This is a genomic window from Streptomyces sp. NPDC001980 (assembly GCF_040296885.1).
In the GTDB taxonomy this organism is placed as follows: Bacteria; Actinomycetota; Actinomycetes; order Streptomycetales; family Streptomycetaceae; genus Streptomyces.
Map to the genome: position 1 here is coordinate 74614 of NZ_JBEOYD010000015.1, position 14013 is coordinate 88626.

A 14013-nucleotide genomic window follows, 5' to 3' on the forward strand; every position below is an offset into this window, starting at 1 on the left:
ACTAGTCGCTCTCTTCAGTGCGGTGCTCGGCGGACTCGCGTCCGGCGGCGGCGTCATCGGCGCCGGCCGGGGTCGCGGGTGCCGCGTCGTCTTCGTCTCCGGTCAACTCGGCCTCGCTGTCCGCCGCTTCGCCTGCGGCGGGCATGCGGCCCGCGGTGGCGAAGGCGGCCAGGCCGGCGAAGGACTCCTCGGGCGGGACCGCGGGGAACGCGGCGCCCTCCGAGCGTTCCGTGCGAACGGTGCGCTCCTCGGGCTGCTCCTCCTCGCGGCGCCGGCTGCGCCGCCGGGGCAGTCCGCCCGGGGTGGTGTCCAGGGCCTCGCCGGACTCCGGCTGAGTGACGGTTTCGACGGCGACCGGGCCGTGCGCCTGCACCGGGGACGCGGCGGCGGGGGCGGCCGCCACGGGGGCCGGAGCGGCGGGGGCCGCGGGCAGCGGGCTGAAGTACTTGTGCGGGACCACGACGACCACCGAGGTGCCGAGCCAGGGCGAGTCCGCGAAGGTGACCCGGATGCCGTAGCGGCGGGCGAGGATGCCGACGACCCGCAGGCCGATGCTGGCGTCCTCGGAGATGCCCCCGATACCGGGTCCGGCGTCGGTGCCCGCCAGGGAGTGCTCGGCCTCGCGCTTCTTCTCCTCGCTCAGGCCCTTGCCGGAGTCCTGGATCTCGATGCCGACGCCGTTGGGCACCTCCTTGCCGGAGACGACGACCGGCTCGGTGGGCGGCGAGTAGCGGGCCGCGTTGTCCAGCAGGTGGGCGAAGATCAGCGTGAGGTGGTCCACCAGACCGCCGTCGACGCCGAGTTCGGGCAGGTGCCGGAGCTCGACGCGGTGGAAGTCCTTGATCCTGCCGATGCCGCCGCGCACCACGCTGAGCAGGCGCTGGGGCTCCTGCCACTGGCGGCCGGGGCGGTCCGAGCCGCCCAGCACGCCGATGCTGCCGGCGAGCGAGTCGGCGGGGCCGAGTTCCTGGTCGAGCTCCATGAGACCGCGGGCCACGGCGGGCAGCCGGCCGTGCTCACCCTGCATCTCGTGCAGCCGGCCGCGCAGCTTGCTGGTCAGGACGTGGATGCGGTTGCCGATGCTGATCACGGCCTGCTCGGCGGAGGTGGAGCGGTTGAACTCCTCCTCCACACCGATCAGCGACGTGCGCAGGATGCGGCGCAGGTCGGCCCGGACGTCCTTGTCGACCTTGGCGCACTGCTCGGTGACGGGCAGCAGGTCGTCGATGGCGTCGCCCTCACGCAGCCGCTTCAGCGCGTCGGGCAGCTGCTCGTCGGCGAGCCGGGAGATCGCGGCCCGCTGGTGCGTGACCTGCTCCTGCCAGACCTCGGCCTGGTCGGCGAGCTGTGCATCGGAGGACTTCAGCTGGTCGGCGAGCCGCTCCTCGTACGCCCGTGCCTGCTCGGCCAGTTGGGCGTCGTAGTGGGCGGTCCGGTCGGCCAGCCGGCTCTCGAAGGCGGACGCCTGCTCAGTGAGCTGGGCGTCGAACGCGGCCGACTGCTCGTCGAGCCGGCCCTCCAGCGTGGCGCGCTCGGCGGAGAACTTGCGCTCCAGACCCGAGACATGCTGCTGCCACTGCTGGGAGTGCTCGGCCTGCGAGCTGCGGAACGACCCTTCGGCGCTGCGCAGTTGGCGCTGCGTGCGGATCAGCAGGCGCACGCACACCGAGCTCGCGACGGTGGCCGCGGCACCGGCGACGGCCGCGGTTATTCGCTCCGAGCTCATGAACGTGGCGGCGACCGTCCCTCCCCCTAAGGCCAGCGGCATCAGCCACCAGCTGTACCAGGCGACAGGGGCCCGCGCCGCCGGCGGCGGAGTGGCGAGTTCCATCTGCATCCCTCGAAGCAACACAATCGAACAACAGCGAACAGGGGCGGTGTGCGAAGGCCGCACTCATGAGTGCGCACGACGGGACGGACCCACCCTGGGGTACGTCAACTCGCCGTGACGGAAGGGAGCTTATCGGGTTTGAACCCGAAAGGATCAACCTCGGCGAGCAGAGGAAGTGAGGGTTCCGTCACGCTCCGCCAGGTAGCGGCAAATCAACAAATAACCATTCCCGTCGGTGACTTCCGGACATGCACCCCCACGCTCCGACCGGAAGGCACCGAGACTTCATGGACACCCGTCCAGCTATAGTGGACACCTGTTCAAGAGATGGGGAGGATCCACCGATCATGGAAACCCTGGCGAACGTGCTGGTCGGGCTGGTGGCCGCGCTGCACGCATACATCCTGGTGATGGAGATGTTCCTGTGGCAGAAGGGCCCCGGGATGCGCTTCCACGGCTTCGACGCGGAACTGGCCCGGCGAACCGCGCCGCTCGCCGCCAACCAGGGCCTCTACAACGGTTTCCTGGCGGCCGGCCTGGTGTGGGGACTCGTGGCCGCCGACCCGACCGGCTTCCGGGCCCAGGTGTTCTTCCTGTCGTGCGTGGTGGTGGCGGGGGTGTACGGCGCGGTCACGGCCAACCGGCGGATCCTGTTCGCGCAGGCGCTGCCCGGCGCGCTCGCCCTGGCCGCCGTCCTCGCCGCCCGATGACCGGCCGCCCGGCCGTGGAGGACCCGCGGGCCGCCCGCACCCGGGCGCGGCTGCGGGCGGCCCTCCTGGAGGAGTGCGCCGAACGACCGCTCGCCGAGGCCGGGGTGGCCGCGGTCGCACGCCGGGCCGGGGTGGGCCGTGCCACGTTCTACGTCCACTACGACGGCCTGGAGGCGCTGGCGGTCGACGCCTGCGCGGACGTCGTACGGGAGGCCGTCGACGCGCTGCACGCCTGGCGCGGCCGGCCGGACCCGGTGCACGCGCCGCCGGCGCTGCGGGAGTTCTTCGCCGGGCTGGTCCCGCACGCGGCCCTGTACCGGGAGTTGCTCGCACCCGGCGGCGGGGGTCCGCTGGGCCGGGTGCTGCACCGGGACCTGCGGGCACGCAGCCTGGCCGAGCGGGAGCTGGTGGGCGCGGCGGACGCCCCGCTGGTGGCCTCGGCGGTGGCCGCCACCTTCGCCGGGGTGCTGGCCGACTGGCTGCACGGCCTGCTGGACGCGGGCCCCGACGAAGTCGCGGACCAGGTCTGGCAGTTGCTGGTCGCCCTGCACATGAGCCGCTGAGCGGTCAGGCGCAGGCGAAACCGCGCCGCTCCTTCGGCCAGGCCTCCACGCCGTGCGAGGTGCGGACGTACGCCGTGTCGCCGTCCTTCGTCAGCCACAGCCGCCAGGCACGGAAGCGGTATCCGGTGTCGTGCGCCTCGGCGGGCATCGTGGTGTCACCGTCGTAGCGTCCGGCGAGTACGGAGTCGTGGGCGAACACGCCGTAGGGATCGCGGACGTAGGTCTTGCCGCCGACCGTCAGGAAGTGCGCGGACTGCCAGCCGCAGTGCTCGGCGCCGGCGGAGCTGGTGATCTTCGAGACCGGCACCCGGCGGCCGCGGGCGTCGGTCCAGATCTCGTGCCATCCCGGGCCCGACGTCACGCTCGCCGGGAGTTCGGAGGGATCGCAGGAGGCGTTGGTCTCCGGCCCCCAACCGGGCCTGTCCCGCTGGTCCTTGGCGACCACGACGGCCACCTTCGTGCGCCCGCCGACGTCGTAGGAGTAGAGCACCCGGCCCGCTTCCCGGCGCTCCACACGGTAGCCGTCGCGCGGCACCTCCGGGTCGAACATGTCGAAGAAGAGCCGCAGACCGTCCTCGGGCGAGTCGCCGCCGTCACTGTCGCTCCAGCCGTCGGGCCCGCTGCCCCAGTAGATCTCCCCGTCGCACTCCAGCGCGCGGCCGGCCGCGCCCGAGGCGGTGCGCAGTGCCTGCGCCGTGTTCGCGTCGACCTCCTTCGTGAGGATGTCCAGCGGCCCGCGGTACGGCGTCGCCGGCGGCGTCCCCTCGACCACGACGTCCGGCCCGCCGGCGCCGTCACAGCCCACCGCCGCGGCCGCCACCAGTACCGTCGCCGCCAGACCTCTGCGCATGCCCACCCCTGCCGCTCGTCACCGTTGCCGTCCTTGGACGGCGGAGCGAGCCGGAACGTTCATGCTCGTCGGGAGCGAGGGCTGGCACGATTCCATCGAAGGTTGGCCATCGTGCCATTTTCTCGCCGGGCGTGTCCCGGCAGGCTGGATGACCATGAACGATGTGAACACGATGCGCGCGATCAGCCAGGACGTCCTCGGCGGCCCCGAGGTGCTGAAGGTGATCGAGACGGCGCGGCCGACGCCGCGCCCCAACGAGGTACTGGTCCGGGTGCGGGCCGCCGGCCTCAACCCGACCGACTGGAAGCACCGGGAACACGGCGGCTTCCTGGGCAAGCCGCCCTTCGTCCTCGGCTGGGACGTCTCCGGCACCGTCGAGGAGACCGGGATCGGCGTCGCCGCCTTCAAGGCCGGTGACGAGGTCTTCGGAATGGTGTCCTACCCGTTCGGGCACGGCACGCACGCCGAGTACGTGACCGTCCCGGCCCGTGCCCTGGTGCCGAAGCCGTCAGGGATCGACCACGTCCAGGCGGGTGCGCTGCCGCTGGTGTCGCTGACCGCCTGGCAGGCGCTGGTGGAGTACGCCGACGTCCAGCCGGGGCAGCGGGTGCTGGTCCACGCGGCGGCCGGCGGGGTCGGGCATGTGGCGGTGCAGATCGCCAAGGCGCGCGGCGCGTACGTGATCGGCACGGCAAGCGCCGGCAAGCACGACTTCCTGCGCGAGATCGGCGTGGACGAGTCGGTGGACTACCGGTCCGTGGACGTCACGGAGGCGGTTCGGGACGTCGACGTCGTGCTCGACACGATCGGCGGGGACACCTCGGTCGGTTCGCTGCGGGTGCTGCGGCCGGGCGGGATCATGGTGTCCATCCTGCCGGTGGGCTCGCCGGCGCTGTACGAGGAGGCCGAGCGGCTGGGTGTGCGGGCGGTGCGGATGCTGGTGGACGCCGACCGGGCGGGGATGCGCGCGATCGCGGAGCTGGTGGAGGCGGGGAAGCTGCGGGTGACGGTCGCGGGGACCTTCCCGCTGGCCGATGCCGCCAAGGCGCACGAGCTGGGCGGCACCGGCCGGACCACCGGGAAGCTGGTCCTGGTCGTGGACTGACCCGCGCGGTCAGTAGGTGAGCACGGGCTTGATCGCCTTGCCCGTGCTCATGTCCTGCACGGCCCGGTCGATCTCGGCGAACGGGTAGGTGCTGATCAGCCGGTGCAGCGGCAGCCGTCCCTCGCGGACCAGCCGGACCAGGGCCGGGATGAAGGCCTGGGTCTCGCTGTCGCCGAGGGTCAGGCCGACGATCCGCTTGCCGGCCAGCAACCCGTTGACGTCCAGGGGGACTTCGGTGCCGAAGGGCGGGGCGCCGACGACGACCAGGGTGCCGCGGGCGGCCAGCGCGTCGACGCCCTGGCGGAGGACGCCGACGTTTCCGGTGGTCTCCACGATGCCGTCGGCACCGGCTCCTTCCGAGAGGCGCCGGAGGGCCTCGGGCACGTCCTCCCGGGTCGCGTCGACGGTGTGGGTGGCGCCCACCTCCCGTGCCAGCTCCAGGCGTTCGGCCACCCGGTCGACGGCGACGATCGTGGTGGCGGGGGTGAGCGCGGCGGCCATGACGGCCGACAGGCCGACCGCTCCGGCGCCGAGGACGACGACCGTGCTGCCGGAGGCCGGTGCCAGGACGTTCCACACGGCGCCGACCCCGGTCTGCACCCCGCAGCCGAGCGGGGCGATCGACTCCAGCGGCACGTCCGGGTCCACCTTGACCAGGCTGCGCTCGTCCACCAACGCCCGTTCGGCGAAGGAGGACTGGCCGAAGAAGTGCCCGCCGAGCGGCTCGCCGTCCCGGCTGACGGTGGCGGTGCCGTCGGCGCGTCGGCCGCCGATCAGGTTGAGCGGCAGCCAGGTGGTGCAGTAGGCGGGGTGACCGCCGTGGCAGTTGCGGCAGCCGCCGCACGAGGTGAAGGACAGCACGACGTGGTCGCCGGGGGCCACGCCGGTGACGGCGGAGCCGACGGCCTCGACGACGCCGGCGCCCTCGTGGCCCAGAACTCCGGGCAGCGGAAAGGGAAGTCCGCCGCTCGCCACGCTGAGGTCGGTGTGACACAGGCCGGTGGCGACCATGCGGACGAGCGCCTCGTACGGCCCCGGCGCGTCGAGTTGGACGTCGCCGAGGGTGAAGGGGGCGCCGCCGGACTCGACCACGGCGGCACGGGTGGTGAGGGACATCGTGGGAACTCCTGCTCTGCGGGGCTCAGTCGAGCGAGACGACGACGGACTTGACCTTGGTGTAGGCGGCGAGCGCCTCGGGGCCGTACTCGCGGCCGAAACCGGAGTCCTTGACGCCGCCGAAGGGGACGGCGGGGTCGAGCATCGCCCAGTCGTTGACCCAGACGATCCCGGCCTGGAGGCGGGCGGCGACCCGGTGGGCGCGGGCCAGGTTGCCGGTCTGGATGCCCGAGGCGAGGCCGTACGGCGTGGAGTTGGCGAGGGCGACGGCCTCGTCCTCGGAGTCGAAGGGCTGCACGGTGAGGACCGGGCCGAAGATCTCGTCCTGGATCACCCGGGAGTCGTTCGGCAGGTCGGCGACGACGGTCGGCCGGTAGTAGAAGCCGCCGTTCAGTTCCAGGCGTTCGCCGCCGCAGACGATACGGCCGCCCTCCTTGCGGGCGAGGTCGACGTACTCCTCGACCTTGCGCAGGTGCTTCTCCCCCGCCATCGGGCCGACCACGGTGGCCGGGTCGCGCGGGTCGCCGACCGGGACGCCGGGGACGGCCTCGGCGAGGATGCCGAGCAGGGTGGCGTAGACCGGGCGGGCGACCAGGAGGCGGGGGCCGCCCATGCAGAACTGGCCGGTGTTGAAGACGAAGGCCTTGATGACCGCGCCGACGGCCTTCTCCAGGTCGGCGTCCTCGAAGACGAGGTGGGCCGCGTTGCCGCCGAGTTCCATGGTGACCTGCTTGAGCGCCTCCCCGGCCGTGCTCGCGACGTGCCGCCCGACGGCGGTGGAGCCGGTGAAGGCGACCTTGTCGACGCCCGGGTGGCGCAGCAGTGCCTCGCCCGCGACCGGTCCGGCGCCGGTGACGACGTTCACCACCCCGTCAGGGACGCCCGCCTCCTTGAACAGGCGGGCCATGTAGAGGGCGCTGAGCGGGGTCTCGTCGGCGGGCTTGTGGACGACCGTGTTGCCCGCGGCGAGGGCCGGGCCGATCTTCGAACCGGCCAGGATGAGCGGGAAGTTGAAGGGGGTGATGGCGGCGACGACGCCGATCGCCTCGCGCCGGGTGTAGGCGAGAGCGTTCATCGGTACGTCGCGGACGGCGCCGTCCAGCGAGTGGGCGAGGGCCGCGAAGTGCTCGTAGTCGTTGGCCGCGTTGGTGACGTCGACGGCTCCGGCGAGTGTGATCGGCTTGCCGACGTCCAGGCTCTCCAGGGCGGCTATCTCCTCGGCGTTCTCGCGGATCAGCTGGGCGACGCGGTGCAGCACGCGGCCCCGCTCCCGGCCGCTGAGCCCCGGCCACTCCCCCGCGTCGAAGGTCTCGCGGGCGGTGCGCACGGCGGCGTCGACGTCGGCGGCTCCGGCCTCCGCGACGGTGGTGATCACCTGGCCGGTGGCCGGGTCGGTCACCTCCGTCCGGGCCCCGTCGGCGGCCTCCCGCCACTGTCCGCCGATGAACAGCTGCCCCGGTCCGGTCTCGAAGGTGGTCGTCATTGCCCACTCCCAGCGTCGATCGCTTAGCCTTCAACAAACAGGATTCCTGTTGGTCTCATCCCTGGACCGCAGTCTGATTACAGACAGGATTCCTGTCAATGGTCTAGGGTGATCGCATGGTCGGTACAAGAACACGCCCCTCGCTGCTGTACATGGTCAAGCAGGTGGAGCTGGTGGTGCGCTCACACCTCGACGAGCTGGTGAAGCCCGCCGGGATCACCGCGCTGCAGTACACGGCCCTGACCGTCCTGGAGCGCCATGACGGCCTGTCGGCGGCCCAGCTGGCCCGGGACTCGTTCGTCACCGCCCAGTCGATGGCCGACCTCGTACGGTCGCTGGAGACGCGTGGGCTGATCCGGCGGGAGCGCAATCCACGCAACCGGCGCGAGCTGTTGATCCTGCTGACCGACGCCGCGCGCGAGCTGCTGGCCGGGGTCGCCGGGCCGGTGCGGGAGCTGGAGGAGCGGATGGTCCGCGAGCTCACCGCGCACCAGGAGGAGCAGTTCCGCCAGGCGCTGAGCAAGGCGTGGCACGCGCTCTCCTAGCCCGCCCCCCGGCCCCCTCTCCCGACTCGCCCGCCCGGCTCCTTCTCCCCACCGAGTGGCACCGCTCCCACGTGCCCGTTCGCCGACTGTCGCGCACGCCACAGAAAATGGCGAGCCGAAGCAGCAGACATATGTCAATCGAACATGCTCAAATTCCCTCCATCGAGGGTAACTTGCAAGGCGGGGAACGGAATTGAACCGGCAGGGGTGGGAGGTGATGTCGTCGTGCGCCAGGAACCCCGGCAGGATCCCGCGCCGCTCTCCCGGCACCTGCGCATCCACGAGGACCGCGGCCACACGGTGCTGGAGCTGCGGGGCGAGATCGACATCGCGGCGGCGACGGAGATCGCGCCCCACCTGGACCGGGTGACCGCCCAGGAGAACGCCCGGGTGGTGATCGACCTGCTGCCCGTCGAGTTCTTCGACTGCTCGGGACTGCGGCTGCTGTACCGGGCGCGCAGCCGGGTGCTGGAGCGCGGCGGACAGCTCCAGCTGGTCTGCACGCACCCGCTGACCCTGCGGGTGCTGAAGGTGACCGGGCTGGCGCGGCTGCTGCCGCCGAGGGCGACGCTGGACGCGGCCCTGGGCCAGCCCGAGGCCACGTCCGGCACCTTATGACACCGTTGCCACCGCCGCCACGGTGGTCACTTGAGGATCCTGATCACCTGACCGGCGCCGACGGTCCGCCCGCCCTCGCGGATCGCGAACTTCAGGCCCTCCTCCATCGCGATCGGCTGGATCAGCTGGACGTGCACGGTGGTGTTGTCGCCCGGCATCACCATCTCGGTGCCCGGGGGCAGGGTGACGACTCCGGTCACGTCGGTGGTGCGGAAGTAGAACTGGGGGCGGTAGTTCTCGAAGAACGGGGTGTGCCGGCCGCCCTCGTCCTTGGAGAGGATGTACGCGCGCGCCTCGAACTCCACGTGCGGGGTGACCGATCCGGGCCTGATGACGACCTGGCCGCGCTCCACGTCGTCCCGCTTGACCCCGCGCAGCAGCAGCCCGACGTTCTCCCCGGCCCGGCCCTCGTCGAGCAGTTTCCTGAACATCTCGACGCCGGTGACCGTGGTCCGCGTCTTCTGCGGGTGGATGCCGATGATCTCGACCTCGCTGTTGACCCGCAGCACCCCGCGCTCGATCCGGCCGGTGACGACGGTCCCGCGGCCGGTGATGGTGAAGACGTCCTCGATCGGCATCAGGAACGGCCGGTCCACGTCCCGCACCGGCTCGGGCACGAACTCGTCGACGGCGTCGAGGAGTTCGAGCAGGGCCGCGGTCCACTGGGGGTCGCCCTCCAGGGCCCTGAGCGCGGAGACCTTGACCACTGGGACGTCGTCGCCGTGGAACTCGTACTCGGTGAGCAGTTCGCGCACCTCCAGCTCCACCAGTTCCAGGATCTCCTCGTCGTCGACCATGTCGGTCTTGTTGAGCGCGACGACGATGTACGGCACCCCCACCTGGCGGGCCAGCAGCACGTGTTCCTTGGTCTGCGGCATCGGCCCGTCGGTGGCGGCGACCACCAGGATCGCCCCGTCCATCTGAGCGGCCCCGGTGATCATGTTCTTGATGTAGTCGGCGTGGCCGGGGCAGTCGACGTGCGCGTAGTGCCGGCGTTCGGTCTGGTACTCGACGTGCGCGATGGAGATGGTGATGCCGCGCTGCCGTTCCTCGGGCGCCTTGTCGATCTGGTCGAACGGCGTGAAGGGGTTGAGCTGGGGGAACTTGTCGTGCAGCACCTTGGTGATGGCCGCGGTGAGTGTCGTCTTGCCGTGGTCGATGTGCCCGATGGTGCCGATGTTCACATGCGGTTTCGTCCGCTCGAACCTGGCCTTCGCCACTGGGGCCTCCTGATCGCGTCGGTGCCGCCGAGCGCGGTCCAGCGCTGCGACTCCTCCTTCCTGTCTAGAGGTTGCGCGGCTCGTCGAACAGGGCGCTCACGGACTCACCGTTGTGAATACGGCGTACGGCCTCCGCCAGCGCCGGGGCGATGGACAGGATCCGCAGTTTGTCGGTGTGCTCCTCGACGGGCACCGGCACGGTGTTGGTGCAGACGATCTCCAGCACGTCGGGCTGCTCGCTCAGCCGCTTGAGCGCCCCGGCCGCGAACAGCCCGTGGGTACAGGCGATCCGGATCGACCGCGGCGGACCCAACTCCCTGATCCTTTCGAGGAGTTCGACGACCGTGCTGCCCTTGGCGATCTCGTCGTCGAGGACGATGACGTCCCGGTCGGCCACCTCGCCGATCACCGAACTGATGGTGACCCGGTCGTCCGGGTACCGCTGCTTGGCGCCGGCCGCCACCTGGGCACCGATCAGCCGGGCGAAGGCGGCGGCCTCCTTGGCGTTGCCGAGGTCGGGCGAGACGACGGTGGTGCGCGACAGGTCGTACCGTCGGAAGTGCGCCGCCAGCTCGCGCAGCGCGTGCAGGTGGTCGACCGGCACCGAGAAGAAACCGTGCACCTGCGGGGCGTGCAGGGTCATCGCGAGGACCCGGCTCGCGCCGGCGGCCACCAGCAGGTCGGCGACCAGGCGGCCGCCGAGCGAGATGCGCGGGGCGTCCTTCTTGTCGGAGCGGGCGTAGGAGTAGTGCGGCATCACGACGGTGATCCGGCCCGCGGAGGCGCCGCGGGCCGCGTCGCACATCAGCAGCAGTTCCACCAGGTGCTCCTGCACCGGCCGGACCAGCGGCTGGATCAGGAAGACGTCCCGCTCCCGGCAGTTGGCCTGGAGCTGCACCTCCAGACAGTCGTTGGCGAACCGGCTGACCCGCGTCGGGCTGAGCGGCACCCCGAGGTGCGCGCAGACCTCCTCGGCCAGCTCGGGGTGGGCGCTGCCGCTGAAGACGGCGATGTCTCGCACGATCCGCTCCTCGCATGATCAATACGGGCTACGGGCTCATGCTACGGACCGTGCCGCTCTCACCACGGCACGGGTGTGCCGTCCCAGGAGAAGAACCCGCCGGTAGGGCCGTCGTCGGGCAGCAGCGCCAGCCGTACGGCACCCCGCGCGCCCTCGGCCGGATCACCGCCCCCGACGGCCGCACCGGGCACCAGGTCGGTGGCCCGCCGCCCCGGGGCCAGGGCGTTCACCTTGATCCCGGCCTCGGCCAGCTCCTGGGCGTACAGGACCGTCAGCGCGTTCAGCGCGGTCTTGGAGGAGCGGTAGGCGGCGGCGCGGGGGCTGCCGGGGGCGAACTGCGGATTGGGCCGGGTACTCCAGGTGAGGGACGCGGTGCCGCTGGTGACGTTCACGACGCGCGGGTGGACGGAGCGGCGCAGGGCGGGCAGGAAGGCGTTGGTGACGGCCACGACGCCGAAGACGTTGGTCTCGTACGTCTGCCGGAAGCCGTCGACGCCCGTCTCCGCGGGGGTGCCGGTCACCGGCTGGACACCCGCGTTGTTGACCAGGACGTCGAGTCGGTCGACGCCGACGGCGGCCCGCTCGACGCTGCCGGGGTCCGTGACGTCGAGCACCAGGAGCCGCGCGTTCGTCCCGATCTCCGCCACGGCCTGCTCGCCGCGCTCGGCGCTCCGGGACCCGACGTGGACCTGGAAACCCTCCTCGGCCAGCAGCCGGGCGATGTGGAAACCGATGCCTTTGTTGGCACCGGTGACGAGTGCTGTGCGATCGTTCATGTCAGCCACGGTCCCCCGGCCGCGTCCGCCCTGCCAGGGACCGTCTGTACCAGGCGGACCGGGGGGGCGAAGACGGCATGGCGAGGCAGGAACTGGCCCGCTTCCTGCGCGAGCGCCGGGCGGGGCTGCACCCGCAGACGCTGGGGCTGCCGCCGGGCACCGACCGCCGCACCCCCGGGCTGCGCCGCGAGGAGGTCGCCGAGCTTGCTCATATGAGCGTCGACTACTACATCCGTCTGGAGCAGGCCCGCGGCCCCCGCCCCTCCCCGCGCGTCCTGGACGCCCTGGCCGGGGCGCTGCGGCTGGCCCCCGCCGAGCGCAGCCATCTCTTCCGGCTGGCCGGCTCGGCCGCGCCGCCGCCCGGCACCGCGGCGGTACGGCGGGTACGGCCGCACGTGGCCCGCCTGCTGGAGCGGCTTCCCGACACCGCCGCGATCGTCACCGACGCGGCCTACGGCCTGGTGGCCTGGAACCCCCTCGCCCAGCTGCTGCTCGGCGGCGATCTCGGACACGGCACGACCAACCTGGCGCGGCGGCGTTTCCTCGGCGAGGGGCGGATGTACGAGAGCTCCCGTGCCGAGGAGGCCGGGCACATCGTGGTGGCCCGGCTGCGGCGGGCCGCCGAGCGCTATCCGGAGGACACGCAACTCGCCGCGCTGCTGGGCGAGTTGCGTGCGGGAAGCGCGGACTTCCGGCGGATCTGGGCGACCCATCCGGTGCACGCCCCGGGACACCGCACCAAGGTGCTCGACCATCCGGAGCTGGGGCGGCTGCGGCTGAACTGCGACGTCCTGCTGGTGCCCGAGGACGACCAGGAGGTCGTCCTCGTCACCGCGGACCCGGGTTCGGCGTCGGCCCGCCGGATCGCGGAGCTGGCCGGGAGCCGGGCGCTTGGGACCGGTGCCGGCTAGAGACTGCCGCCGAACTCCTCCGCGCCGATGTCGCACCCGTCGGGACGGGAGGCGTGGCACTGCTCCGTCGTCGAGCACTTGGGCACGGCCGCGTTGATGAGCGGGCTGCCTGCCACGGGCAGTGCGTACCAGGTGGTGTTCGGGCCGTCGTTCGTCAGGGTGCCGAGCCGTGCGTTCGTGAGGTTGTACGTGCCGCCGGAGCCATGGATCGCCGCACCGCTCCCGGCGTTGACGGTCCCGGCCGCGCCGGCTGGGGCGCCGTTCAGCGTGATGTCGCTCAGCGTCAGAGTCGGACTGCCGTTGACGACGAAGATGCGCGAGGTGCCGCCTCCGTCGATGGCGGTGTTCTGCGCGACGGTCTTGAAGCCGGTGATCGGCGGTGCCCTGTCGCGCCCTGTTCCGCTCAGCGGGGCGGGACGGTGACGGGTGGCCGTCGGCCACGTTTCGGCACCGCGTGTATCAGTCCTGCCTCAGCTGTCTCAATCGGCCGACAACGCGGTCTGACAAGGCTGTTGGCGGGCATTCGTGTCGTTGGAAAGGAGGACCGTCACATGGCGAGTTCCACCAAGGAGAGCAAGGCGAGCTCCGCTCAGGAGGCTCCCGTCACGGCCCGGCCCCGGCGCATGCCCGGCTGGGCGAAACTGGTCACCGCGCTGGTGCTGGTGCTCGTGGTGCTGTTCGCCGGGATCAAACTGGCGGTGCTGCCCGGGATCAAGGACCTGTTCGGCACGGAGACCCGCGACAACACCGGCCCGGCGCTGCTCAAGTCCATCCAGGACATGAGCCGTTACGACGCGGCCTCCGGCAACTTCCAGGTCGTCGTGGACCTGGAGAAGGACGCCAAGTACCTGCCCAGCGCGATCCGCGGCACCCGCACCCTGTACGTCGGCGCGGGCACCGTCGATTCCTATGTCGACCTCGGCAAGATCGCCCAGAAGGACGTGACGGTCAACGACGACCGGACCGAGGCCACCATCCGGCTGCCGCACGCGCAGCTGGGCAAGGCCACCCTGGACGCCGACCACTCGTACGCCGTCTCCAAGCAGCGCGGTCTGCTGGACCGGATAGGCGACCTGTTCTCGGACAACCCGAACAGCGAACAGGCGGTGCAGAAGCTCGCGGTGAAGCACATCTCGGACGCGGCCAAGGACAGTGGGCTGACCACCCGCGCCGAGACCAACACCACCGGCATGCTGGAGGGCCTGCTGCACTCCCTCGGCTTCACGGAGGTGCACGTGTCCTACGGGACGGTCTGATCGGCGCC

The 14013-nt window shown here is 71.7% G+C and carries 15 protein-coding genes; 7 read left to right on the forward strand and 8 right to left on the reverse strand.

Annotated elements, in window-relative coordinates; all coding sequences use genetic code 11:
* Position 1: 1 nt before the first annotated feature.
* Positions 2 to 1831: a sensor histidine kinase gene (locus ABT137_RS23530; protein ID WP_351711922.1), complete on the reverse strand. Its 1830-nt coding sequence runs from the start codon at positions 1829 to 1831 to the stop codon at positions 2 to 4.
* A 347-nt stretch (positions 1832 to 2178) separates the two neighbouring features.
* Between ABT137_RS23530 and ABT137_RS23535 the strand changes: the two genes are divergently transcribed.
* The gene (locus ABT137_RS23535; protein ID WP_351711924.1) at positions 2179 to 2541 is read left to right on the forward strand and encodes a DUF1304 domain-containing protein; all 363 of its coding nucleotides are present in this window, start codon (positions 2179 to 2181) and stop codon (positions 2539 to 2541) included.
* Entirely contained in the window at positions 2538 to 3104 is a 567-nt protein-coding gene (locus tag ABT137_RS23540; RefSeq protein ID WP_351711926.1) for a TetR family transcriptional regulator, read from the forward strand. The genes ABT137_RS23535 and ABT137_RS23540 overlap by 4 nt, the downstream gene beginning before the upstream one ends.
* A gap of 4 nt (positions 3105 to 3108) precedes the next feature.
* Here the strand turns inward: ABT137_RS23540 and ABT137_RS23545 are convergent, their stop codons facing one another.
* Positions 3109 to 3954 carry a hypothetical protein gene (locus ABT137_RS23545; RefSeq protein ID WP_351711928.1) on the reverse strand — a complete coding sequence of 282 codons (846 nt, stop codon included), beginning with the start codon at positions 3952 to 3954 and terminating at the stop codon, positions 3109 to 3111.
* A gap of 154 nt (positions 3955 to 4108) precedes the next feature.
* On the opposite strand from ABT137_RS23545, the gene ABT137_RS23550 reads away from it, so the two are divergent.
* A complete protein-coding gene (locus tag ABT137_RS23550) occupies positions 4109 to 5059 on the forward strand; it encodes an NADP-dependent oxidoreductase (RefSeq protein WP_351711930.1) in 951 nt (316 codons plus the stop codon).
* A gap of 9 nt (positions 5060 to 5068) precedes the next feature.
* Here ABT137_RS23550 and ABT137_RS23555 read toward each other — a convergent pair whose 3' ends face one another.
* Together ABT137_RS23555 and ABT137_RS23560 are read right to left on the reverse strand one after the other, a co-directional pair.
* On the reverse strand, positions 5069 to 6175 hold the full coding sequence (locus ABT137_RS23555) for an NAD(P)-dependent alcohol dehydrogenase (RefSeq protein ID WP_351711932.1): 1107 nt from the start codon (positions 6173 to 6175) through the stop codon (positions 5069 to 5071).
* Positions 6176 to 6200: 25 nt separating this feature from the next.
* Positions 6201 to 7658 (reverse strand): aldehyde dehydrogenase family protein, encoded by a 1458-nt coding sequence (locus tag ABT137_RS23560; RefSeq protein ID WP_351711934.1) that lies wholly within the window; start codon positions 7656 to 7658, stop codon positions 6201 to 6203.
* Positions 7659 to 7774: 116 nt separating this feature from the next.
* On the opposite strand from ABT137_RS23560, the gene ABT137_RS23565 reads away from it, so the two are divergent.
* Together ABT137_RS23565 and ABT137_RS23570 are read left to right on the forward strand one after the other, a co-directional pair.
* Entirely contained in the window at positions 7775 to 8203 is a 429-nt protein-coding gene (locus ABT137_RS23565; RefSeq protein WP_351711936.1) for a MarR family winged helix-turn-helix transcriptional regulator, read from the forward strand.
* 225 nt (positions 8204 to 8428) lie between these two features.
* Positions 8429 to 8821: an anti-sigma factor antagonist gene (locus ABT137_RS23570; protein WP_351711937.1), complete on the forward strand. Its 393-nt coding sequence runs from the start codon at positions 8429 to 8431 to the stop codon at positions 8819 to 8821.
* A 26-nt stretch (positions 8822 to 8847) separates the two neighbouring features.
* On the opposite strand, the gene tuf is transcribed toward ABT137_RS23570, so the two are convergent.
* From tuf to ABT137_RS23585, 3 genes are all read right to left on the reverse strand, one after another.
* Positions 8848 to 10041: an elongation factor Tu gene (tuf, locus tag ABT137_RS23575; protein WP_351711939.1), complete on the reverse strand. Its 1194-nt coding sequence runs from the start codon at positions 10039 to 10041 to the stop codon at positions 8848 to 8850.
* A gap of 64 nt (positions 10042 to 10105) precedes the next feature.
* Positions 10106 to 11062 carry a ribose-phosphate diphosphokinase gene (locus ABT137_RS23580; protein ID WP_293991576.1) on the reverse strand — a complete coding sequence of 319 codons (957 nt, stop codon included), beginning with the start codon at positions 11060 to 11062 and terminating at the stop codon, positions 10106 to 10108.
* Positions 11063 to 11121: 59 nt separating this feature from the next.
* The gene (locus ABT137_RS23585) at positions 11122 to 11838 is read right to left on the reverse strand and encodes an SDR family oxidoreductase (protein ID WP_351711942.1); all 717 of its coding nucleotides are present in this window, start codon (positions 11836 to 11838) and stop codon (positions 11122 to 11124) included.
* 77 nt (positions 11839 to 11915) lie between these two features.
* Between ABT137_RS23585 and ABT137_RS23590 the strand changes: the two genes are divergently transcribed.
* Complete coding sequence (locus ABT137_RS23590; protein ID WP_351711944.1) at positions 11916 to 12749, forward strand: helix-turn-helix transcriptional regulator; 834 nt, start codon at positions 11916 to 11918, stop codon at positions 12747 to 12749.
* Here the strand turns inward: ABT137_RS23590 and ABT137_RS23595 are convergent.
* Positions 12746 to 13156 (reverse strand): choice-of-anchor Q domain-containing protein, encoded by a 411-nt coding sequence (locus ABT137_RS23595; RefSeq protein WP_351712195.1) that lies wholly within the window; start codon positions 13154 to 13156, stop codon positions 12746 to 12748. The two genes, ABT137_RS23590 and ABT137_RS23595, sit on opposite strands and share 4 nt — an antisense overlap.
* A 144-nt stretch (positions 13157 to 13300) precedes the next feature.
* Between ABT137_RS23595 and ABT137_RS23600 the strand changes: the two genes are divergently transcribed.
* Positions 13301 to 14005, forward strand: coding sequence for a DUF4230 domain-containing protein (locus tag ABT137_RS23600; RefSeq protein WP_502984569.1), 705 nt, complete (start codon positions 13301 to 13303; stop codon positions 14003 to 14005).
* Positions 14006 to 14013 lie beyond the last annotated feature (8 nt).

What these genes read in the sequence shown, in the direction of transcription:
- ABT137_RS23540 (WP_351711926.1), top strand. Translation starts at nt 2,538, where the DNA reads ATGACCGGCCGCCCGGCCGTGGAGGACCCGCGGGCCGCCCGCACCCGG.
- ABT137_RS23555 (WP_351711932.1), bottom strand. Translation starts at nt 6,175, where the DNA reads ATGTCCCTCACCACCCGTGCCGCCGTGGTCGAGTCCGGCGGCGCCCCC.
- ABT137_RS23530 (WP_351711922.1), bottom strand. Translation starts at nt 1,831, where the DNA reads ATGGAACTCGCCACTCCGCCGCCGGCGGCGCGGGCCCCTGTCGCCTGG.
- ABT137_RS23535 (WP_351711924.1), top strand. Translation starts at nt 2,179, where the DNA reads ATGGAAACCCTGGCGAACGTGCTGGTCGGGCTGGTGGCCGCGCTGCAC.
- ABT137_RS23565 (WP_351711936.1), top strand. Translation starts at nt 7,775, where the DNA reads ATGGTCGGTACAAGAACACGCCCCTCGCTGCTGTACATGGTCAAGCAG.
- ABT137_RS23545 (WP_351711928.1), bottom strand. Translation starts at nt 3,954, where the DNA reads ATGCGCAGAGGTCTGGCGGCGACGGTACTGGTGGCGGCCGCGGCGGTG.
- ABT137_RS23560 (WP_351711934.1), bottom strand. Translation starts at nt 7,658, where the DNA reads ATGACGACCACCTTCGAGACCGGACCGGGGCAGCTGTTCATCGGCGGA.
- ABT137_RS23590 (WP_351711944.1), top strand. Translation starts at nt 11,916, where the DNA reads ATGGCGAGGCAGGAACTGGCCCGCTTCCTGCGCGAGCGCCGGGCGGGG.
- ABT137_RS23550 (WP_351711930.1), top strand. Translation starts at nt 4,109, where the DNA reads ATGAACGATGTGAACACGATGCGCGCGATCAGCCAGGACGTCCTCGGC.
- ABT137_RS23600 (WP_502984569.1), top strand. Translation starts at nt 13,301, where the DNA reads ATGGCGAGTTCCACCAAGGAGAGCAAGGCGAGCTCCGCTCAGGAGGCT.
- ABT137_RS23585 (WP_351711942.1), bottom strand. Translation starts at nt 11,838, where the DNA reads ATGAACGATCGCACAGCACTCGTCACCGGTGCCAACAAAGGCATCGGT.